The organism is Microbulbifer agarilyticus (assembly GCF_001999945.1).
Lineage (GTDB): Bacteria > Pseudomonadota > Gammaproteobacteria > Pseudomonadales > Cellvibrionaceae > Microbulbifer > Microbulbifer agarilyticus_A.
Window position 1 is genome coordinate 1347647 of record NZ_CP019650.1, and the last position, 22782, is coordinate 1370428.

The 22782-nt window shown below is 53.4% G+C and carries 14 protein-coding genes; 9 read left to right on the forward strand and 5 right to left on the reverse strand.

Going from position 1 to position 22782, the window contains the following annotated elements:
- The first annotated feature begins 66 nt into the window (after positions 1 to 66).
- The 3 genes from Mag101_RS05425 to rpoS all read left to right on the forward strand — a co-directional run bounded on the left by Mag101_RS05425 (position 67) and on the right by rpoS (position 3332).
- On the forward strand, positions 67 to 981 hold the full coding sequence (locus Mag101_RS05425) for a DUF368 domain-containing protein (protein ID WP_232325149.1): 915 nt from the start codon (positions 67 to 69) through the stop codon (positions 979 to 981).
- A 209-nt stretch (positions 982 to 1190) separates the two neighbouring features.
- The gene (locus Mag101_RS05430) at positions 1191 to 2024 is read left to right on the forward strand and encodes a peptidoglycan DD-metalloendopeptidase family protein (RefSeq protein WP_232325150.1); all 834 of its coding nucleotides are present in this window, start codon (positions 1191 to 1193) and stop codon (positions 2022 to 2024) included.
- A 243-nt stretch (positions 2025 to 2267) separates the two neighbouring features.
- Positions 2268 to 3332 carry an RNA polymerase sigma factor RpoS gene (rpoS, locus tag Mag101_RS05435; RefSeq protein ID WP_232325151.1) on the forward strand — a complete coding sequence of 355 codons (1065 nt, stop codon included), beginning with the start codon at positions 2268 to 2270 and terminating at the stop codon, positions 3330 to 3332.
- 75 nt (positions 3333 to 3407) lie between these two features.
- Here the strand turns inward: rpoS and Mag101_RS05440 are convergent, their stop codons facing one another.
- From Mag101_RS05440 to Mag101_RS05450, 3 genes are all read right to left on the reverse strand, one after another.
- Positions 3408 to 3710 (reverse strand): YdbL family protein, encoded by a 303-nt coding sequence (locus Mag101_RS05440; protein ID WP_232325152.1) that lies wholly within the window; start codon positions 3708 to 3710, stop codon positions 3408 to 3410.
- 129 nt (positions 3711 to 3839) lie between these two features.
- Positions 3840 to 4049 (reverse strand): YnbE family lipoprotein, encoded by a 210-nt coding sequence (locus Mag101_RS05445; protein ID WP_237049733.1) that lies wholly within the window; start codon positions 4047 to 4049, stop codon positions 3840 to 3842.
- Positions 4050 to 4287: 238 nt separating this feature from the next.
- Complete coding sequence (locus Mag101_RS05450; RefSeq protein ID WP_077401898.1) at positions 4288 to 7461, reverse strand: intermembrane phospholipid transport protein YdbH family protein; 3174 nt, start codon at positions 7459 to 7461, stop codon at positions 4288 to 4290.
- A 122-nt stretch (positions 7462 to 7583) separates the two neighbouring features.
- On the opposite strand from Mag101_RS05450, the gene ggt reads away from it, so the two are divergent.
- Positions 7584 to 9350, forward strand: coding sequence for a gamma-glutamyltransferase (ggt, locus tag Mag101_RS05455; protein WP_232325153.1), 1767 nt, complete (start codon positions 7584 to 7586; stop codon positions 9348 to 9350).
- Between the two features lie 73 nt (positions 9351 to 9423).
- Positions 9424 to 12063, forward strand: coding sequence for an aminopeptidase N (pepN, locus tag Mag101_RS05460; protein WP_077401901.1), 2640 nt, complete (start codon positions 9424 to 9426; stop codon positions 12061 to 12063).
- Positions 12064 to 12092: 29 nt separating this feature from the next.
- Here the strand turns inward: pepN and Mag101_RS05465 are convergent, their stop codons facing one another.
- Positions 12093 to 12689 (reverse strand): histidine phosphatase family protein, encoded by a 597-nt coding sequence (locus Mag101_RS05465; protein ID WP_198040101.1) that lies wholly within the window; start codon positions 12687 to 12689, stop codon positions 12093 to 12095.
- A 104-nt stretch (positions 12690 to 12793) separates the two neighbouring features.
- A complete protein-coding gene (locus Mag101_RS05470; protein ID WP_232325154.1) occupies positions 12794 to 14275 on the reverse strand; it encodes a carboxylesterase/lipase family protein in 1482 nt (493 codons plus the stop codon).
- A 373-nt stretch (positions 14276 to 14648) separates the two neighbouring features.
- On the opposite strand from Mag101_RS05470, the gene Mag101_RS05475 reads away from it, so the two are divergent.
- From Mag101_RS05475 to Mag101_RS17785, 4 genes are all read left to right on the forward strand, one after another.
- A complete protein-coding gene (locus tag Mag101_RS05475; RefSeq protein ID WP_077401907.1) occupies positions 14649 to 14888 on the forward strand; it encodes a hypothetical protein in 240 nt (79 codons plus the stop codon).
- Between the two features lie 108 nt (positions 14889 to 14996).
- The gene (locus Mag101_RS05480) at positions 14997 to 16343 is read left to right on the forward strand and encodes an MDR family MFS transporter (protein WP_077408087.1); all 1347 of its coding nucleotides are present in this window, start codon (positions 14997 to 14999) and stop codon (positions 16341 to 16343) included.
- 426 nt (positions 16344 to 16769) lie between these two features.
- Positions 16770 to 19772 carry a BapA/Bap/LapF family prefix-like domain-containing protein gene (locus tag Mag101_RS17780; RefSeq protein WP_157520194.1) on the forward strand — a complete coding sequence of 1001 codons (3003 nt, stop codon included), beginning with the start codon at positions 16770 to 16772 and terminating at the stop codon, positions 19770 to 19772.
- A 259-nt stretch (positions 19773 to 20031) separates the two neighbouring features.
- Positions 20032 to 22686 (forward strand): BapA/Bap/LapF family prefix-like domain-containing protein, encoded by a 2655-nt coding sequence (locus tag Mag101_RS17785; protein WP_157520195.1) that lies wholly within the window; start codon positions 20032 to 20034, stop codon positions 22684 to 22686.
- Positions 22687 to 22782 lie beyond the last annotated feature (96 nt).

The window sequence follows — 22782 nt, forward strand, 5'->3', positions numbered from 1 at the left end:
AATAATGCATCGAGAAACAACGCATCGGCAAACCCCATTTTGCGAAGCCGCTACTGGGGAGTTGGTTTGCGTGGCTTGGCTATGGGGGCTGCGGATGTCGTCCCGGGAGTTTCCGGAGGCACCATTGCTTTTATTACCGGTATTTATCAGGAGCTGCTCGATTCTCTGAGCAAGATTGGCCCGCATACTGTGGTTTCTCTGTTTCGGGATGGTATTGCCGCCACCTGGCGGGAAATCAACGGAAGCTTCTTATTGGCGCTCTTCAGTGGCGTCCTTATTAGTATTTTCAGCCTGGCAAAACTGATCAGTTTTCTGCTGGAAAATCATCCAATTCTCGTTTGGTCATTCTTCTTTGGTTTGATTCTCGCTTCAGTGGTCCCTATCGCGCGCCGGGTGATGCATTGGCAGTGGTCCAGCTGGTTGGCCCTTTTATCCGGGGTTGCCCTGGCCATTCTGGTTAGTGAAATGCGACCGACGGAGATAGCCGCCACCCCGTATACCTTGTTCTTTTCCGGTGCTTTGGCGATCTGCGCGATGATTCTGCCGGGAATATCCGGGTCTTTCATCCTGCTAATGATCGGTATTTATCCACAGGTGATCAACGCGGTCCACGATCTGCAGATCGGTGCACTGATTTGGTTTGCAGCTGGAGCAGGCTGTGGATTGTTATTGTTTAGCCGGGTACTTTCCTGGCTTATGCACCGTTTTCCTTCTGTAACGCTTTCATTTCTTGTCGGTGTGCTGCTGGGGAGCCTGAAAATCGTGTGGCCCTGGAAGCTCGCTAACGGTGATGTGGGAGAACTGAGTAGTGCCAAGCTAGCGCCAATGTTGTCTAACGTGTCGCCAATGGAGTTTGCTTCCGTCACCGGGCAGCCTTCCTATTTTGTCGGGGCGGCGGCGGCTACTCTGGGCGCTGTGATTCTGGTACTTGCACTCGAATGGATCCATGGCCGGCATGTAGGAAAAGTCGTACACGAGTAAGAGTTAAAGGCGTACTGCAGCGTTACTTCCGGATTACCCGGATACAAAATATGACTTTGGGGTCTTTATTCTCAATCAAGCCGCTTAAAAAGGGTTTGTTCGGGAATCCGCAAGAAGACAGATTTATTGGCCGTCAAAAGCCGTTGAATCAGAGGTTTTCTTTAGACACTTTTTCCATAAATGGACCCCTCTGATGTAAAAAGAGAATAATGAAACGGCGCATATATCGACATTTTGAGGCCAAATTTGCCCACTTTGGTGGATGCTTTTTGCGTCTTTGTCCCTTTTTACTGGGTCGGCTTGTGGTTGTTTTATGCTCGACGTTCCTACTCGCTTCTTGCGCAAGTAATCTGGCCCCCACCTCTTCCCTGAAACAACCCCCAAGCCAAAAGATTCGTCACCACACGGTAAGCAAGGGTGAGACTCTTTACTCCATTGCGTGGCGTTACGGTAAGGATTTCAAAGAGTTAGCGGCAGTAAACCGGATCCCTGCGCCTTACCGGATATTTCCCGGACAACGCCTCGCGCTGACTGGGCGAATACCTGTTGCCGTTAGCCCGCCGCCGGTAAAGACCGTCGCTAAAACTAAAAAAGTGACTAGAAAAGCGCCAGCCAAGGTATCTAAGCCTGCGCCGAAAACTGTAAAAAGATCGTCAATTTCGGACGGTAATAAAAATGTCACAAAATGGCGGTGGCCTGTTCGCGGTCGGGTGCTCTCTCGCTTTCAGGCCAATGACCCCTTGCGGAAGGGTGTTGATATCGCCGGGAAAAAGGGGGAATCTGTTCAGGCAGCGGCGGATGGCACCGTGATTTACGCCGGAAGCGCACTGAGAGGTTACGGTAAGCTTTTGATCATCAAGCACAACGAGGAATTCCTCAGTGCTTATGCCCACAACGACAAGTTACTTGTTGGTGAGGGTACGAAAGTCAGAGCAGGGCAACGGATAGCGGAACTGGGTTCAAGTGGTACCGACCGCGATATGCTCCACTTTGAAATTCGCAAGAATGGTCAGCCGGTAGACCCATTGGCATATCTGCCTTAAGGAGTCTGTCGATATAAGCGCGATAACCCCTCTCCCATACGCTGTTGTGCAATAAAAATGGATTTTTGTTTATAACCACTTGAGGTAGTCACCGGGATCGGAAGTAGCTGCCCTGCAGTGACCCTACTCATCAGTGACGGTGAGTTGCCGAGAACGGAGGCTGTCGCAGTTGACAGCGGCCGATTCAGTGATCGAAAGCTGTCTCAAGCGGCTGATACAGGCAAAGTACAAGGAGTTGGGGAAATGGAAGCACAACGTCATGATCAAATGGAATTTGGTGCTAAGACAGATATTGCGCCGGAATCCTTCGATCAGAAAGAACCCGTAAAAGAAACCAAAACAAGCCGTGCCCGGAGTAAAACGGCAAAAAAAAACTCTGAAACAATCTCCCACAAAACATCGAAGTCCACTTCGAAAGCCACAACTACAAAAACAACCATACGAAAGCTCGACGATGCGGCCGGGCAGAAAAACCTCGACGCTACTCAGTTATATCTTAACGAAATCGGATTCTCTCCTCTATTAACCGCCGAAGAAGAAGTCTACTACGCGCGTAAAGCTCTACGTGGTGATGCGGCGTCCCGCAAGCGCATGATAGAAAGTAACCTGCGGCTGGTTGTGAAAATTGCCCGTCGTTACGTTAGTCGTGGTCTCGCGCTCCTGGACTTAATCGAAGAAGGTAATCTCGGCCTTATTCGCGCGGTGGAAAAATTTGACCCTGAACGGGGTTTCCGTTTCTCAACTTACGCCACCTGGTGGATTCGCCAAACCATTGAGCGCGCCATCATGAATCAAACGCGGACCATCCGTCTGCCCATTCATGTTGTGAAAGAGCTTAATGTTTACCTGCGTGCCTCTCGGGAACTGGCTCAGAAGTTGGACCATGAGCCAACGGCGGAAGAAATCGCCAACTTGCTGGAAAAGCCCGTTGAAGACGTAGAGCGTATGCTCGGTCTCAACGAGCGTGTTACTTCAGTCGATACGCCAATCGGCCCTTCGTCTGAGAAAACGTTGGTGGATACCATTCCGGATCAGCATGAATCGGACCCAGCTGAGTTGCTGCAGGATTCTGACCTGTTCGACAGTATTAACCGCTGGTTGGGTGAGCTGCCGGATAAGCAGTGCGAAGTGGTGTCGCGCCGGTTTGGCCTGCGAGGTTATGAAGCCAGTACGCTGGAAGAAGTCGGTCGTGAAATAGGCTTGACCCGTGAGCGAGTTCGCCAGATTCAAGTGGATGCGCTGAAGCGTCTACGGGAAGTCATGGAAAGTCAGGGGCTCGACGGTATGTCGCTGTTTGCGAATCTTTGATTAGCACAGACTGAGACACGCTTAAGCTCGAAAACCCGCAACTCAGGTTGCGGGTTTTTTTATGCTGTCAAATCGTTACTTTTGTTTCCAACGCCCCAGGTTGTCTTGGTAGTACTCGCCTTTCTTTAGTCGGGCTTCCAGTTTTTCTGCAGCCCGAGCGGCTACCTGGCTGATATCAATCTTGTTGCGCTTGGCGATTGCTGCGTATTCGTTTTTGCGCTTGCGGTTTACTTCATTCACCAGCTTCTCCAGCTCCGGTGAACTGTCCTGCACAATAGCAATATAACCGCTGTTGGCCTCGCCAACCAGCCCCTGAGTTTGGGCCTGTTTGAGCGTAATAGCGCTTGCGGGAAGGGCAAACAGGAGAGCGAAAATCATTAGTACGCTTGCAAGCAATGACTTATTTGGACGCTTCGTCGGCATAGTGTGTTCTGAGCAAGTAATAAAAGTGTTTAGCATGTTTGTGTATCCTTCAATTATCCAGCTGCGACGTAAGTTCTGTCAGCTCTAGAAAATGCCTTCCTTGTCTTCAAACAAGTCGTCCAGTTCTTTGTCAACTTTTACACGAATCTCGTGTTCGATTTTGACATTGAGATTAACCGTAATTGGCTCACTTGGGGCCTGGACCGCTACGGTGGGGGTACATCCGATCAAGGCTCCGCTGAGCGCCAGTGCGCCCCACAGGGCCAAAGGCTTCAAACTGTCTGCTTGGTTCACTACAAACTCCTGCGACTCTCTGGAAAGGGCTCACTCTGCGCTACTTAGATCGCGTGGAGAAAAGAGCCGAAAACGCGCCACTTGTCGGTATCCTGCCAAATTGAGGCGGGATACATACATTGGTTGCTGATTACTATAGATAGCTCAGGATTAACCGTTCCTGAACACACGGAATCGAGTGGGGATTTGGCGCCCATTATGGGGTGCTTCTGATCGAAATCCGTCCCATTAGGCTGGTTTACTGTGCCTGTTTCTCCAACACGTCGGTTAAATCACGGCTAGCTTGCAGTGAGCGCAGCATGCTGGGGACATTGTTTTCCAGGTTCAGATTGATGATCAGGTCGCGTTTCGCGTCTATTGCCTGGCTGTTCCCAGTCAGCTTCAGGTTGAGCTGCAAGTCACCACTCAATGGATATTGAATAGTGCCATGAATGTCGCGGTAGGTGTAATCCTCCAGCGCACCAGCCACCAGCTTAAGCTGTGGGTTACTGGACAGCATTTGCGGGGAGAATGCGCCGTAGTAGCGCATGCGCCCTCCCGGTGGCCGGGATTGTAAGCTTCCATCTGCAACCGTAACCCCTTCGGCATCTGTCGTAATTGGTATGCGCGCATCCATCAGGCCACTAGCGGAAAAGTTGGTTGACTCGAGTTCGTTCGTCAGTGCACGGAGGGAAATACCAGTGAACTGAAAGGTGGATTGCCGTTTTTCCCCACCAATGTTCCATTTAACCGTATCTGAAGTGAGGGCACCCTCGAGGAGCTCAGAGGAAAAGTCAGTCAATACAACATCGCCGGATGCGTTTATGGTCAGGCCAAAGTGCAAATTTTTGAGAGCGACACCGGCATCAATGGTGTCGGCGGAGACTCGAGCTGGGGCAGTTGTCGCCCATGATTCACCTTCACGCTCAAGATATATTGTGGAATTAATTCCTACTGCATAGCTGTTGTTGTATTGAACAACAGCATCCGATAAAGAGCCTTGGGCGGTATCCTGTTGGCTGTCTGGCCAATGGAGCTTTGCGGAGCCTTCGAGTTTTCCGCCTACCAGGTTTGCTGGCAGTCCATCTATTCCCAGTGCCAGAGAATTACTGCGGCTGAATTCGGTAGGAGCAAGTGCCAGCTCCAGCCTGCCTTCTTGGTTATTTCGATCGTGTTGCCATTTACTGTCAAATTGCAGCGGACCGCTAGTGATAGTACTGACACCGCTTAGCTGTTTATCATTGAAATCAACTTTTCCGCGGGATGCCAGCTGGATCGTCAGCGCATTTGCGGTTTTGATGGTCAGCTGGTCTGCGCGATAATTCGACAAGCCCGTCGTTACCCAACCGCTTTCTTCTACATTTTGCGATGTTTTATCCTCTGATCTTGTAAGGTGAAGGTCCTCTAGAAAAACGATCCCCTCAATGCTGTGGCCTGCAAGTGCCATAGGTGCGAAGCTGACGGCAATTTGGGGTGACTCACAATGCATTTTCGCCGGGTTAATTTCACAGGATGCCCTCGAGGAAAACAGTTCGGAGTTATCAGTACTTATTTCTCCCGATGTGCTCTTGTCGACGCTCATATTGAGGTCGCTAAGGTCGATAGCGAATGACGCAGGATCCGTGCTATCTCTCACTTCTATTTTTGTCTCTAGAGTAAAGTTGTCTAGGCGTGTATTTTCCTCGGGAAGCGAAAGGTTGGAGGCATGCATGTCGAGTTGAAATACGCAGGCTTTCGCCATAACGTCAGTACAGTTAAGTTCCAGTAGTCTGGTCGTGATTTTTGTGTTGGCTTCGCCTTCTGGTTGATCTGGTGTTTCAAAAAATACCTTGAATAGGGGCGTGCTTGCCTGTAATGAACCCGGTATCTGCGCTGCGCTGAAAGATATGGATTGATCGCCGGAGACAGTGATTTGAGTCTTGCGCCACTCCTGTAAAGTTGCCGGTGTTTTAGATTTCGGCAGCTTTAGCAGGAATCCGGTGTTATCAGAGAATTTCCACTGTGCTGAAAAATCCCTGATGTGTTGCTTCGTTTCAATAATTTTTGTGTCCAGCTTTGGCAGTGCAAATGACACAGAAAATTCTTGTGTACCAGATAGGTCCTCGATCTCGTATCCCGACAAATAGTTTTTAATTCCTGGGTGCTCAAGCACTTCTTGCCAATTAGCTAGGTCAAGATTTCCATCGACTGCTACTTGCGGTAGCCCATCCGTAGACTCGGTGAGCTGGATTTCAGCGTTTAATAGATATACACCATTGCCTTGCGGTTGGCTCTGAACCCCAATTGTGAGCTCACCGCTAACTTCTCTTGCTGACAATGGATTCAGGCTATCCAGCGCGAGTTTGATCGGCGATTTGGTATTTGTCTTGATCGATAGGGGAGTGCCGACCAGTATTTTGGGTAGCGGCACAGTCAAATTGTTGAGCTGAATTTCATTGTGAAGGCTGTCGATGCCCTGAAGACCACGGATATCGTCTTCGATTTTTCCTCTTAGATTCACGGTGGCTGAGCCTCGACTGTCAGCGAGTAGAGTCAGCCAGTTTTGCCAGTTCTCTATGGATGATGGAGGCAGCGGCTTCATTAAATCTGCAATTAATGCGGATAGTGGCTCTGCGGAGAGCTTGGTGTTGGTAGAAATACCCCAGGTTGCGGGAGCACTTTGTGGAATGTTTTGCAGGTTACCTGTGACGCTAGCAATTACATCTTGTTTTCGGGTGAGTTCAAGCTGAAATTGAGGATGGTTCTTATCCGGGTCTATATCCAAAGACAGCAGGCATCCATCGCAGTGTGAGTTGCGTATATCTCCCTCAATAGCCCCTTGGCTGCCAAAAGAAAACTGTGCCGTGGAGTAGCCGGGCAAATAGTCGGGGAGTTGAAGAGTACGAATCTCGACATTCCGTACAGGCAATGTTTGCAGCTGTTGAAGCAGGTGGCTGATTTTTAGTGCTTCGCGCTCTTTGTCTCCGGTTTGCTCTACTCCTGAGGATTGGGAGCGATCAGCATCGGATTCTCGCTTGGTCGTCGCCTTTGACTCATCGTCCTGCCCTGGTTTCCCAGGTGCAGACTGCGCACTGGCATGTCCGGCCTTTTCGACTGTCACTTGGTCGATGGATATTTCGGCTTTAGGAACGGAATCCCTGCTGGCAGCGAAAACGTGAGCGAATAGTTCATTGAGTTGGCGTATCTGGAGGTTGTCCAGCCGAATCTGCTGACCGTGATCCGTTTGTATGACCAAGCGCTGGATATGTGCATGCCAGTCGCCATAGCCTCGAGATATCTGAAGCTGTTCAATGGAGGTTACACGTGCATTATCGAATTGTTGGTTTATTAGCCAGGGTAGCCAAGTGTGTCGAGTGACCCATGCGGCCATTCCAGTAACAGCACCGATAATAAGGATTGCCAGTGTCAACACGGCAAAATAGCGTACCAGCACCTTCGCATTGCGTTGGGAGAGGCGGGATGTCACGCGCGCGAATACCTCAGTTGACCGGTATGGCTATTACAGAGAGACTTGTTCTGAGAATAACGAGAAGGGCAGTTATTGTGAAATTCCAGATGACATTTTTCCTCAAGCGTGACATGGGCGATGGCGCCCAAGTGCCTAAAACTTCGCGCATAGTGCGGGCGACAACCGCGGCGGTTGGTGCATTTCTGAGCACTCTATTGTTTTCCGCCAGTGTTTCAGCCTATGACCGTGTTAACGGTGAGGGGTTCGCAAGCCGCTCACCGGTCCTGGCAACACAGGGCATGGCCGCCACCAGCCACCCCTTGGCGACGCAGGTGGCGCTGGATATTCTGAAAAAGGGGGGCAGCGCCGTGGATGCTGCAATCGCAGCGAATGCGGCTCAAGGACTGATGGAGCCAACAGGTAACGGTATTGGCGGGGATTTGTTCGCCATTGTCTGGAGTGCAAAGGATAAGAAGCTGCATGGACTAAATGCCAGTGGTCGATCGCCAAAGTCTCTGCCATTTAATTACTTTGCCGACAATAATCTGGAAAAAATTCCATCTCATGGTCCTTTGCCCGTTTCTGTGCCGGGCGCGGTAGATGGCTGGTTTGAGCTGCATGAAAAATTTGGCAAGTTGCCCATGCAGGAGCTGCTTGCTCCGACTATTCGATATGCGAATGAAGGGTTTCCGGTTACTCAGCTGGTGGCTTACTACTGGAATCGATCGGTGCCCAAGCTGGAGCAGTTCCCGGGGTTTCAGGAGACTTACATGCCTGGCGGCAAGGCTCCGCAGGAGGGTGACCTGTTTCGAAATCCGCGCCTTGGCGATACCCTGCAGAAAATAGCCGATGGTGGTCGCGATGCCTTTTATAAAGGCGATATTGCGCGCGAGATCGACCGTTATATGAAAGCCAATGGGGGGTTCCTGTCATACGAGGATCTGGCCGGCCACACTTCCGATTGGGTGGAGCCAGTTTCCACCAACTACCGCGGGTACGATGTATGGGAGCTGCCACCGAACGGCCAGGGTATCGCAGCACTGCAAATCCTCAATATCCTGGAAGCCTACGACCTGAAAAAGCTTGGGCGTACGAGCCCCGAGTACATTCATCTTTTTGCCGAGGCCAAAAAGCTCGCGTTTGAGGATCGCGCCAAATACTACGCCGACCCGGATTTCAACCAGCTACCGGTACAGGAGCTGATCTCCAAATCCTACGCCGAGAAACGTCGCGCCCTGATTGACCCCAATAAAGCGGCAAAGCGTTATGAGGCGGGAACCGTCGCGCTGCGCCACGGCGATACCATTTATCTCACTACCGCGGACAAAGACGGCAACATGGTGTCTCTGATCCAGAGTAATTACCGAGGTATGGGATCTGGCATGACCCCTGGCGATCTGGGCTTTATCTTGCAGGATCGCGGGGAAATGTTCAGTTTGCAGGAAGGGCATTTCAACCAATACGCGCCGGGCAAGCGTCCATTCCATACCATTATCCCGGCGTTTGTGACTAAGGATGATAAACCCTGGTTGAGCTTTGGCGTTATGGGTGGTGCTACCCAACCTCAGATGCATGCGCAGATCGTCATCAATATGCTGGACTTCGGTATGAATGTGCAGGAGGCCGGTGATGCCCCCCGGATCTTGCACAGTGGTTCCAGCCAACCCACCGATGAATTGATGGAAGACGGCGGCTATCTGAGCCTCGAAGACGGTTTTCCAATGGAAACCCGGCGCCAGCTTGTCCAGATGGGACACCAAATCCGCTTCGAAAGCGGCCCCTATGGTGGTTACCAGGCAATTCAGAAGACGGAAAACGGCGTGTACCACGGTGCTTCTGAAAGCCGAAAAGATGGCCAGGCTGCCGGTTACTAATCGCCAGTTTATTGAGTGCAATGTGGAGGCGGGTTAATCGCCTGACCACGAGATTTACCAGAGACTGTTTAGAATGCAAGACACACAGCCACAAACAATTTTTCTGAAAGACTATCAGGTTCCAGACTATTTGATTGACCGAACCGATCTGACGTTCGATCTCGATCCGCAAGCCACACTGGTGAAATCGCGGTTGCAGGTTCGCCGTAATCCGGCAGCCGATGCGAGCGGAGACCTTCCGCCGTTATGGCTCGACGGTGTGGATCTCGAGCTTCTCTCCGTTGCGGTAGATGGCGAGCTGCTGCCGGCCCAGCGCTACAGTGAGCAAACGGATGGATTGTTGCTGACTGTGGATAAAGAATCGTTTGTATTGGAAGTGCAGACCCGTATCGCACCGGAAAGCAATACGTCACTGGAGGGCTTATACCTTTCTAATGGTATGTACTGCACTCAGTGTGAGGCGGAAGGGTTTCGCAAGATCACATTTTATCCGGATCGCCCGGATGTTATGAGTGTGTTTACCACCACGATCGTTGCGCCCGCCACTTACCCGGTTCTACTATCTAACGGAAACAAGATTGACAGCGGCACGACCGAAGATGGACGCCTGTGTGTAACTTGGGAAGACCCGTTCGCCAAACCTTCCTATCTATTTGCCCTGGTTGCTGGTGACCTGCAGTTTGTGGAAGATCACTTTACGACCAGCAGTGGCCGCAAAGTGACTTTGCAGCTGTTCACCGAGCCAAAGAATATTGGCAAGACCGCGCACGCCATGGAGTCTCTGAAGAAGTCCATGAAGTGGGATGAAGAAGTCTACGGTCGCGAGTATGACCTGGATATCTTTATGATTGTGGCCGTAGATCATTTCAATATGGGCGCGATGGAAAACAAGGGATTGAACATCTTCAATTCCGCTTGCGTTCTTGCGAGCCCGGAAACCGCGACCGATGCAGCGTTCCAGCGTATCGAAGCGATTGTCGCCCATGAATACTTTCATAATTGGTCCGGCAATCGCGTGACCTGTCGGGACTGGTTCCAGCTTAGCCTGAAAGAGGGGTTTACTGTATTTCGTGATGCGGAGTTTTCCGCAGACATGAACTCCCGTGGAGTGAAGCGGATTGAAGATGTCACATTGCTGCGTACGGCACAATTTGCTGAAGATGCAGGCCCGATGTCACACCCGGTACGTCCGGATTCCTACATGGAAATCTCCAACTTCTATACCCTGACCGTGTATGAAAAGGGTGCGGAGGTTGTGCGTATGATCCACCGCCTCTTGGGTGCCGAAGCATTCCGTCGCGGCAGTGACCTCTACTTTGAACGGCACGATGGCTGCGCGGTTACCTGCGAAGATTTTGTGGCGGCGATGGAAGACGCCAATGGTGCCGACCTGACCCTGTTCCGCCGTTGGTACAGTCAGGGCGGTACGCCGGTACTTGATGTTGAGGACAAGTACGACGCAGAAGCGCAGGAATACCACTTAACCATTCGCCAGCACACGCCGGATACTCCAGGACAAACCGACAAACAGCCCTTACATATGCCAATAGCGGTAAGCCTATTGGGTGCAGACGGCAGAGAGCTGTCGCTGGATCAAGAGGCAAGTATCGAGCGGGTACTACATCTGACGGAAGCGACGCAGACATTCACCTTCGCAGACATTCCAGAGCGGCCGCTGCCATCTTTACTGCGTGGGTTCTCTGCCCCGGTAAAGCTGCGCTATCGCTACACAAGTGACCAGCTTCTATTCTTGATGCAGTACGATACAGACTCCTTTAATCGCTGGGACGCGAGCCAACGGCTTGCATTTGAGGCGCTTGAACAGTTACAGCGTGCGTATCGTGCTGGTGGTGAAATGCAGGCGCCGGAGGCGTTATTGCAAGGACTATCCGCTGTTTTAGAAAATACGCAGTTGGATCCAGCGCTGGTTGCGAAGATGCTGACACTGCCAAGTCCGCAAGAACTGGCTGAACACGGCGACGCCATCGATGCTCAGGCTATCGTCGCCGCCCGTGTATTCGTGCGCGACTCAATCGCCAAAGCCCTGGCATCACGATTCCTGAAACGCTATCAGTCGCTGGATCAGCGTAAGCCCTATCAACCCGTTGCTGAGGACATTGCAGAGCGCAGCCTCAAGAATACGTGCCTGTCATACCTTTGCGCCACGGGTAGTGCGGATGCACTGGCGTTGGCTGAAAGCCAGTTTATGCGCAAGGAAAATATGACGGATGTTGCCGCCGCACTCGCAGCACTGATTGAGTTTGGTCCTGCGGATCAGGCTGAAGAGCACCTTGAATCGTTCTATCAGCAGTGGCAGCAAGATACCCAGGTGGTGGAAACCTGGTTTGGGCTGCAGGCGGGCAGTGCGAATTATGGAACCCTAGGCCGGGTGCGCGAGCTGATGTCCCATCCTGCATTCGAGTTTACCAACCCGAATAAAGTACGCGCGGTAGTTGGTGGCTTTGCCATGCGGAACTTTGCCCAGTTCCATCAGGAGGATGGAACTGGTTATGAGTTTTTAGCCGAGCAGGTGATTGCGCTGGATAAGCTAAATCCACAAATTGCTGCGCGGATTGTTACCCCACTTACTCGCTGGCGAAAGTACCGTACGCTGGAAGCGGAGCAGATTCGCTCCGCATTGCAGCGCGTGTCTGACAGTGGTGAGCTGTCGAGAGACCTCTACGAGGTAGTCAGCAAGGCGCTGGAAAACTAATTTCAGCAAAGAGAAGCCGGCCTGCGCCCCTACTGAATAGGGTGGGGCGCGTGTCGTTCCTGGCCGAGCTCTACGATGGTCAGTACGTCATCGTCCAGAGATAGGCGGGTTTGTGAGGTGTAATCGGGCCGGAATTGTGCGATTCGCATATCCTGGCGAATTTCTGCGATCACCGCATTAATCACCATAAAGTGGCAGAAGACGAGTGTCGTCTCTACTGGACTCGTAGTCTGAGCCGGGCGAGACTCGATCGACTTGAGTGCGCTAATGATCCCATTGCGCCATGCATGTTGTGTTGCCGTCAGGTCGCCCCAGCTACTCATGAGAAATGCCTGAATCCAGTCTCCGCGCTGAGCAAGGGAAATCCCCTCGGGGGATGGAATTTCTATCACATCATTGAGCGGTTCGAGGGGCTTTTGCCAGAGACTGGCTACGGGCTCTGCTGTCTGACGTGCGCGGGATTTGGGACTGCTCATCAACCTTACGCCCTGTCCACCCGGATATCTCGCGTTCAAGTGATCCGCGAGCTGCTCCGCTTGCTGGTGCCCCAGGGCAGTTAATCCTGGGTCGCCATCGGTGGGTGACTTGGCTGCTTCGCCGTGACGGATCAGAACAATTTCGTGCAATTCAGCTACTCCAGTCTGCGCTTTCTGGGGAAATTCTACCGGTATTTTGTGCTGCGTACATTTCCGAGATTTGATGAGACTCTGAATCCACTAGCGCTTGGAATTCAGAGAAACCCACGCAGCTGCTGATCGTCTAGCCCTTGCCAGAGTGCTTGCAATGCGACCGGATCGAGATCGCGCTTGCTGTGCTCACCAAACTGCTGGGTGTGGCCTTCGTCGAATTCAGCCCAGTCACCACCCGGATTCCCGGACTCGGCAAAGTTCAACCATGCGTTTCGCATTGATTCACTGAGGCTGTGTGGTTCGCTTTCCCCTCCATAAAAGTGGGCGAGATCACCAGCGCCATGGGTGCCAAACACATACCCGAGCTCGGCGGCGTGGCAAGCACCGAGTAGCGGTTGTGCACTCAGCGGTTGGGTAAAGTGATAGTGAAAGCGTTTCCCCTTATGGGCGTTGAGCAATCGCAACCCAGGCACGGTAAATACCATGTCTGTCAGCATCATGTTCCATGTGCGACTCCACAGAGGCCAGGGATCTTCAGTTAGAGCTTCTGCGCGGGTTCGATAATGTTCCAGAAGTGTGGAAATCATTGGGTCTGGAATTTGCTGCTGAAGATGATTCCGAATTTGTTGGTCGTCTAGCGAGTAGGTTTCTGGACGCGCAGCGCTAAATAAATTCCACTCATCGCTATTACTGCCAACCATCATAGGCACGCTGGCTGCAGCAGGACTTTCCAGCGCATCCACAGGGGACTGAACCAGAAACTTGCCGTCTTGCACCGGTTTGAATGGCAGGTGCCCCCACTTCGCGCTCATTGCCTGATTACTAATCAACATCGCCTGCGCCTGCAGGAGCTTCTCTATAGAAAGGTTGCTCAAATCAGAGTTACCCTCAGATGCCACGAGGGTGTCCAGATACAACGCCGCCAGGCTGTTTGCATTATCGGTATGGTGGAAGACGCCAGGATTGCCACTTTGCACGATAACTTTGTGGAAGAGCTTGCCACACAGAGGTTTATTGTCTTGCTGGCATGCAGAGAACAGCGAAGAGATACTCATGGCGCCAGCGGACTCACCAAATAGAGTAACGTTCTCAGGGTCGCCTCCAAATGCGGCAATGTTTCTGTTTACCCATTCCAGCGCCGCCAGTTGATCCATCAGTCCTTCGTTGCCGGTAGCCGGTATATCGCTCAAATCACACAGTCGCAAGAAGCCGAGAGCACCCAAGCGATAATTTAAGGTGACAACGATTGCGCGACCGCTCGAGGCCAGGTATTTCCCATCATACAGCGTCTGGCAGCTGGATCCGAGATAGAAGGATCCACCGTGAATCCATACCATAACGGGCAGCTTGTCATGTCGCGGCTTTGTCGGAGCATAAATATTGAGGTAAAGGCAGTCTTCGCTCGTGGGTTCTTCGCCATTTGGACCACGAATTTGAAATAGCTCCGATGGATTCTGTGGTGCGGGCATGCCATAACGCGTTGCTTCCTTGAGGTGGCTCCACGGCTCTACAACTTGCGGCGGCTGCCAGCGTAACTCTCCCAACGGTGGTTTGGCGTAGGGGATTCCCTGGAACTGTTTCACCTGTTGGAGCTGATCATGTTTTCCCTGTATGGCTCCGCAGGGTGCATCAACCAGAAGAGAGGATTTTCCGAAATTGACCATTGCCGCTATGTCCCCAGCAAAGAGTGACGTTGAATAAATACAGCGAATTTATGCGCCCAGACAGGCTATCGCAGGCGAAAGGATTCGGGCGCAGCTGAAATGCAGGGGTAAGTATAGAAGCTGTCATATAGGGAAGGAGTGTGACCAAACTGTTGCCAGGAGAAATCTGACGAAGACGGTTGCAACCAGATCGTATTCGGATATGATTGAGCGCTTACTGTCTAGATATCTGTGAATCAGAATCTACACTCGTAACAAGTTTATGAATTCAGTTCTCACTAGAGTTTTCTCTATGCCGATCAATATGAACGCAAGCAGCATGATGCCTTGGCAAATTCGCGAGATTTTCGCGGGCTTTGCCGTGTGCGCTGTTCTAGTGCGTTCTGTTTGTGCGTGGCCGGCATCAGTGGCGATTGCTGGTGTGCTATGTGCGAAGTCCGTCTATGGCGCCTCCACCCTGATGGTCCGTACCTGGGCCATCAAGGCGTGTAAAGCGCATGGCGGCCGTAAGGTACGCAACTTGTTAACCTGACAGTAATATCGAATTGTGCTGGAGGGTTCTTTCAAGGCCCTCCACGGAAAAACCCGGAAGGCCTTGGCCTCCGGGTTTTTTTTTGCCGTCAATTTGGGAGAAATCGGCATGGACAGGCAGTGGTGGCAATCGCTTTATGGCTTACCGCCTTTGATATGGATCGTACTTGTGGGGAGTTTCTTCGGCCGTGGCACCTACTTTATGGTGTGGCCGTTTCTCGCAGTGATGCTGCATCAAAAGTTTGCGCTGAGTCCGGCAGAAATCGGCGCTTTGCTCAGTGTTTCGGCGATGTGTGCGGCAATCCTGGGCTTTTATACCGGGGCCCTGTCTGATCGCTTCGGCAGGAAGCTCCTGTTGCTCTGTGGCACCTTTATCAACGTTATCGCATTCGCATTTCTTGCCTTTGCGGATAGCGTGATGGCGTTTGCGGTCGCAATCACCTTGAGCGCGGTTGGGCGATCCGTTTGGGAGCCACCGGCGATGGCGATGTTTGGCGACTTGATCCCAGATACGAAAGCGCGTGAGTTGGCGATGCAGTTCCGCTATTTCCTCATTAACGTTGGTAGTGCACTTGGGCCGATCATTGGCGTATGGATAGGATTAAGCGGCCAACAGACGACGTTTGGTATTACTGCGTTCAGTTATCTGAGTCTGTTTGTCGCGTTCATCGTGGCCTTTCGTGTATACGGTTCTGAAAAGCCCTCCAGTCACGGAGCAACTTCGAGTGGAAAGTTTTCGGATACGCTGCGAGTTCTCGCGCAAGACAAAGTGTTTTTGATCACCATTCTGGCGAATGTCATAGCACTCTTTATTTATGCGCATATGGATTCGAGCTTGATTCAGTACTTGACCATAAATGACGCGCCAAAAGTTGTTACGTTGATTTCGAGCATGATCCTGATCAACGCGTCGACCATCGTCTGTTTACAGTTCCCACTTCTTCGTCTTATGCGAGATGTGAATGTAAATCAGCGTATTTTTATTGGAATGATGTTGTTGGCCGCAGGGCAAATTTGGTTTGCGTTGAATCCAATCCACTGGTTTTCAGGCTGGTTGGGAGCGATATTTTTGATCAGCGTTGCAGAGGCAATTCTGTTCCCAAACATGAGTGTCCAGGTAGACCGGATGGCGCCGGCAAATATGCGCGGCAGTTATTTTGGTGCAACGAGTCTGTATGCCTTTGGTTGGTCTAGTGCACCATTAGTCGGTGGCTTGATGATTCAATTTTTTGGTGGCCCCGCCCTTTATCTGGTGACATTTGCTCTCTGCTTGTTGGTTATGTGGATGTACTGGCATACAGGTAACCTGATGGCACAACCTGTATGGCCGAAGCGAGGTGGTGATTCAGAAGGCGTAACACCGAATCTCCCTACATCCGTGTCGTCTGTTGAAAAGGCAGGGGGGAGGGACTCAACGGCCAGTGACAATGGGAGCCCAGAACCGAATCCTGCGTAACAAACAAAACAAGATGATGAAAAAACGTGAAGCGGCCTCTGTACAAGGGAGCCGCTTTTTTTTGCGTTGCTGTTGGGGAGTGCCTCTTGAATGATATGGCGCCAACCTGTGGTTGTTGACACATTGCTCCTCTTACTGACGTTGCTGTTTACGGTGTGACCATTTTTCTCCGGCTAAAATGTGAACTACTTCAAGTTTGCGGAAGCAGAATCATCTAGATCAATTCGTCTAAACGATCGCTGTTTGGCTTAGGTTTTTTTTCGTGAAACCAACACGAACTTGAATTCCACGAATATCTCATCCATACCATTTAATGGGTTGGTCAAAAATTGATCAGTTTGCGCGAGGTGTTACCGCTGCGGTGGTGGCCTACACGGGACATGTGTATTTCTATCGGGAGATAGGGGCAAGGAAAAGGTACGCAGGATGCAGACGCAGGTAGTCGATAAGGCAACTGGTACTCTGAGTTCATTTGAATCAGCGAATGTGGTTCTAGATGCTCCGGGTTTTGTGAAACTCCAACTCGCGCAAGACGAGATACTGTCGACTTTCAAGGTCGGCGACGACCTAATCATTCAGTTAATCTCCGGCGAAATAGTCACGCTTGAGAATTTCTATCTTGTTGATGGGGCTCAGACCCAAAGCGATCTTCTACTGGAAGACCCGGATTCAGGAACAGTGCTCCTCGCGCAAAAAGGCGCTGACGGCTCGATATTTGCGCTCACGCAAGTCACCAGTAGTGCTGACATTGCGGCGGTCGCACCTTCTACTGCTGCGCCGGTATGTCCTGCCGTTTGGGCTGGTCTGGCAGCGCTCGGTGTGATCGCACTGGCGAACGGGTACAGTGACGATAGTCCCAACGAAAGCATTGATCCGTTTGACCCTACAGAACCACCGCCTCCCCCCGGAGCCCCGCCCCCTGGCGGCGGCCCAACCCCTCCACCTGGAGGCGGGCCTACTCCACCTCCTGACGGCGACGCTGACGCCGATTCTGATGCGGACGCGGATGCAGATACCGATGCAGATGCGGACGCCGACGCCGATACGGATGCCGATGCGGACGCTGACGCCGATACGGATGCCGATGCGGACGCCGACGCAGATACGGACGCTGATGCGGACGCCGATGCCGATACGGACGCTGATGCGGACGCTGACGCCGATACGGATGCCGATGCGGACGCCGATGCCGATACGGACGCTGATGCGGATGCCGACGCCGATACGGACGCCGATGCGGACGCTGACGCCGATACGGATGCCGATGCGGATGCCGATGCGGACGCTGACGCAGATACGGATGCCGATGCGGACGCTGACGCAGATACGGACGCCGATGCGGACGCTGACGCAGATACGGATGCCGATGCGGACGCTGACGCAGATACGGATGCCGATGCGGACGCTGACGCAGATACGGATGCCGATGCGGACGCTGACGCAGATACGGATGCCGATGCGGACGCTGACGCAGATACGGATGCCGATGCGGACGCTGACGCAGATACGGATGCAGACGCCGATGCGGATGCCGATGCGGATGCCGATACGGACGCCGATGCCGATGCCGACGCTGATGCCGATGCCGATGCCGATGCCGATGCCGATGCCGATGCCGATGCTGACGCCGATGCCGATGCCGATGCCGATGCTGACGCCGATGCCGATGCTGACGCCGATGCCGATGCCGATGCCGATGCAGATGCAGATGCAGATGCCGATGCCGATGCCGACGCCGACGCCGACGCCGACGCCGACGCCGACGCCGATGCAGATGCAGATGCGGATGCTGACGCCGATGCCGATGCCGACGCCGACGCCGACGCCGACGCCGATGCTGACGCCGATGCCGATGCCGATGCCGATGCTGATACCGATGCTGACGCCGATGCCGATGCAGACGCGGATGCTGATGCCGATGCCGATGCCGATGCCGATGCCGATGCCGATGCCGATGCCGATGCCGACGCCGATGCGGACGCCGATGCGGACGCCGATGCGGACGCCGACGCCGATGCCGACGCCGATGCAGATGCAGACGCGGATGCCGATGCAGACGCGGATGCCGATGCCGACGCAGATGCCGACGCAGATGCCGACGCAGATGCCGACGCAGATGCCGACGCAGATGCAGATGCCGACGCCGATGCGGATGCCGACGCTGACGCCGATGCGGATGCTGACGCCGATGCGGATGCTGACGCCGATGCCGATGCCGATGCCGATGCCGATGCCGATGCCGACGCCGATGCCGATGCCGATGCCGATGCTGACGCCGATGCCGATGCCGATGCTGACGCCGATGCCGATGCCGATGCCGATGCCGATGCCGATGCCGATGCCGATGCCGATGCCGATGCTGACGCCGATGCCGATGCCGATGCCGATGCAGATGCAGATGCCGATGCGGATGCAGACGCAGACGCCGACGCCGATGCAGACGCGGATGCCGACGCGGATGCCGACGCGGACGCCGATGCCGATGCCGACGCAGACTGTGATGCCGATGCCGATGCCGATGCCGATGCCGATGCCGATGCCGATGCCGATGCCGATGCCGATGCCGATGCCGATGCCGATGCAGACGCCGATGCAGACGCCGATGCAGACGCCGATGCCGATGCCGATGCAGACGCCGATGCCGATGCAGATGCCGATGCAGATGCGGATGCCGACGCAGATGCCGACTCCGACTCAGATCTCGACAATGCCATTTCCTATGTCGCCTTTAGGCTGGAAGATGGCAGGGTGGTCAAGGTCGAAGGTTTTGAAGGTGAGTTCGCCGAAATCAAGGATCCGGCGTATCCACAGTCACTCTATGATTGCATCGAGGATGAATACGGGTCTGCGGTAGATCAAGATGGTCCAGGAGATCCGTATATCATCAAGGCAGGCTCTAGTGGCATAGGGAATGGTCACTATGATCCTGATGGCAATGAAACCACCACAGATGGTTGGCCAACGAATATGTCCGGAAACGTCGGTGGATCAGGTGTCTTCGACGAAATCGATGTGGCAGACCTGTGTGACAACAGTGAGTTGTCGATAGCAGATTCAGCGTCGCCACAATTTGACGAGATGTTCGAGCACTGGGATCAGCTACCAAATGGTGTATCGAAAAGTCACGTCAAAGATACGCTGGAAAATATGCTTGGCGACCTTATCGAAATGGTCGAGGAGCTATCAGGTCATGCCGATGATGAACAATATTCGCCATTGTCTGACCCTGAATCTGGATATCCCAGCTTGCAAGATCTATTTAGTGATTATCTCGATAGTGGGTCTATCGCAGGGGCTGTGCCTACTGAGGTTCTTGGAGAAGTGCTTGAAGAGTTTTTCCAAGAACAATTCGGGCAAAATATTTCGTTGACCGATGTAGACGACCCAACGAAAGACATTTGGAATCAGTCAGGGAGCCATGATGTGTAATTTGAAAACCTGACTAAACCTGATTTTTCACTAGCCGGGCTAAGTCCCGGCTTCTTTTTGGTGAAATGGAAGGTGGTGGTACCTCATCGTTTGATATGGCCTTTTGATACTTCACGAGTAACTTGAAAATACTGGATTTTTCATCCATACCAAAATATGGGTACTGATTTTTTATCCGTCCCAAAACAGAATCTCTGATCCAATAGTTAAGGCCGGATGCCTAAAAATTGTTGGCTCGTAGTAAGAGAAGGTATGCAGGATGCAGACGCAAGTCATCGATAAGGCAACGGGTGCTATTAACTCGGTTGATAGCGAAGATCTAATTCTAGAATCTCCCGCTTTTGTAAAGTTGTCTTTGTCGCAAGACGACATCCTTTCCACATTCAAAGTGGACGATGATCTGATTATTCAGCTGGTATCAGGCGAAATCATCACTTTAGAAAGCTTCTACCGGTCTGGCTCAAATGACGAGCAAAGTGACCTGTTTCTTCAAGATCCCGAATCCGGTGAAGTTCTACTCGCGCAAAAAGGGGTTGATGGATCAATTTTCGCGTTGTCGCAGGTCACGAGCGCGGCAGATCTTGCTGGTACTACATCGACTCCAGGCGTCGTTATTTGTCCTTGGGCGAAAGCTGGGCTCGCAGCTGCGGGCGTTCTGGCTGTTGTTGCAGTCCTAGACGACGACAAAGCCGGTTTTAGCCCTGTCCGTTTACCCATTGATAGCGATGCCGATGCGGATAGCGACGCCGATGCTGACGCTGATACCGATGCGGATGCGGACGCGGATGCTGATACGGATGCCGACGCAGACGCGGATGCGGATACAGATGCCGACGCAGACGCCGATGCGGATGCAGACGCCGACGCAGATGCGGATGCGGACGCGGATGCTGATACAGATGCCGACGCAGACGCCGATGCGGATGCCGACGCAGATGCCGATACCGATGCGGACGCAGATGCAGATGCCGATGCAGACGCTGACGCTGACGCTGATGCAGACGCAGACGCAGACGCAGACGCAGACGCAGACGCAGACGCAGACGCAGACGCAGATGCCGATGCGGATACAGACGCTGATGCCGATGCCGATGCCGATGCCGATGCAGATGCAGATGCCGATGCCGATGCAGACGCGGATGCTGACGCTGACGCTGACGCTGACGCTGACGCTGACGCAGACGCCGATGCCGATGCCGATGCAGATGCGGACGCCGATGCGGATGCCGACGCCGATGCAGACGCCGATGCGGATGCCGACGCCGATGCCGATGCCGATGCCGATGCCGATGCAGACGCCGATGCAGACGCCGATGCAGACGCCGATGCCGACGCTGACGCGGATGCCGACGCAGACGCAGACGCAGACGCAGACGCAGACGCAGACGCCGACGCAGATGCCGACGCAGATGCCGACGCAGATGCCGACGCGGATGCTGACGCCGACGCCGACGCCGACGCCGACGCCGATGCCGATGCGGATGCCGATGCGGATGCCGACGCTGACGCCGATGCTGACGCCGATGCTGACGCCGATGCCGATGCCGATGCCGATGCCGATGCCGATGCCGATGCCGATGCCGATGCCGATTCAGATGCGGATGCCGACGCGGACGCCGATGCCGATGCCGATGCCGATGCCGATGCAGATGCGGACGCCGACGCCGACGCCGATGCGGACGCCGATGCCGATGCAGACGCGGATGCTGATGCCGACGCAGATGCCGATGCCGATGCCGACGCGGATGCCGATGCCGATGCCGATGCCGATGCAGATGCCGATGCAGATGCAGATGCAGATGCGGATGCCGACGCGGACGCCGATGCAGACGCGGATGCTGATGCTGATGCTGATGCCGATGCCGACGCGGATGCCGACGCGGATGCCGATGCAGACGCGGATGCTGATGCCGATGCCGATGCCGATGCCGATGCCGATGCCGATGCCGATGCCGATGCAGACGCGGATGCCGATGCCGATGCCGATGCCGATGCCGATGCAGACGCCGATGCCGATGCCGATGCAGACGCCGATGCCGATGCCGATGCAGACGCAGATGCGGACGCCGATGCCGATGCCGATGCCGATGCAGACGCAGATGCCGATGCCGATGCCGATGCAGACGCCGACGCCGACGCCGACGCCGACGCAGATGCCGATGCAGACGCCGATGCAGATGCCGATGCAGATGCCGATGCAGATGCCGATGCAGATGCCGACGCCGATGCAGACGCCGATGCCGATGCCGACTGCGATATCGATGTGAACATCGATATCGATATCAATTACGGCTCTGAATCAGAAGAGAAATCCAAAGAGACTTGGCGATACAGCCGTGAAATCGAAGTTCACGGGTATAACATCGACCTGGATGTCGAGGTCGACATCGAAACAGATCTATCGTATGAACCGCATGATTTAGAAGATGGCTACGACATTGATGTCGATGTGGATATCGAAATTGCGTGCGACCCGCATTGCAGCTCAGTCATATCTGGCGACCTATTCGATGGCGATACGTTTGGCACGAGTGATCTCCCCCTGATTGAGATGCCCAATATCGATCTTCAAGGAACAGATGATCCCGTCCAGCTGGTCGGATTGAGAGCACATATAGAAGACGGGTTGCAAAGCTTGCTTGCTGAGATCATAGAGATACCAGCGCACATTGCCGGCCCGCATGGCGCTCAAGGCGATTCGTATCAGTCTGATGTAGGCTCGCCCCCAGATCTTGAATCATTGCTGAGCGCGCAACTCGTTAATGATCTGCTCTGGGATGCTTCAGACAGGGATCCCGTTCACATGGTTACGAGCGAACTTGCGCTAGGTGACGTTGGTATCGATACCATTCCGTCCGGAATAGAGGAGCCAATGAGCAATCTCTGGTCCAACTCCGGCAATCATGATGTGTGATGATCTTTGGCGCGTATAGGCGTTTGATCTGATGACAGGGGTGCCGGGCAATCGCCCGGTGCTTGTTTATTGAACTAAAATTCTCAGGCGAATATG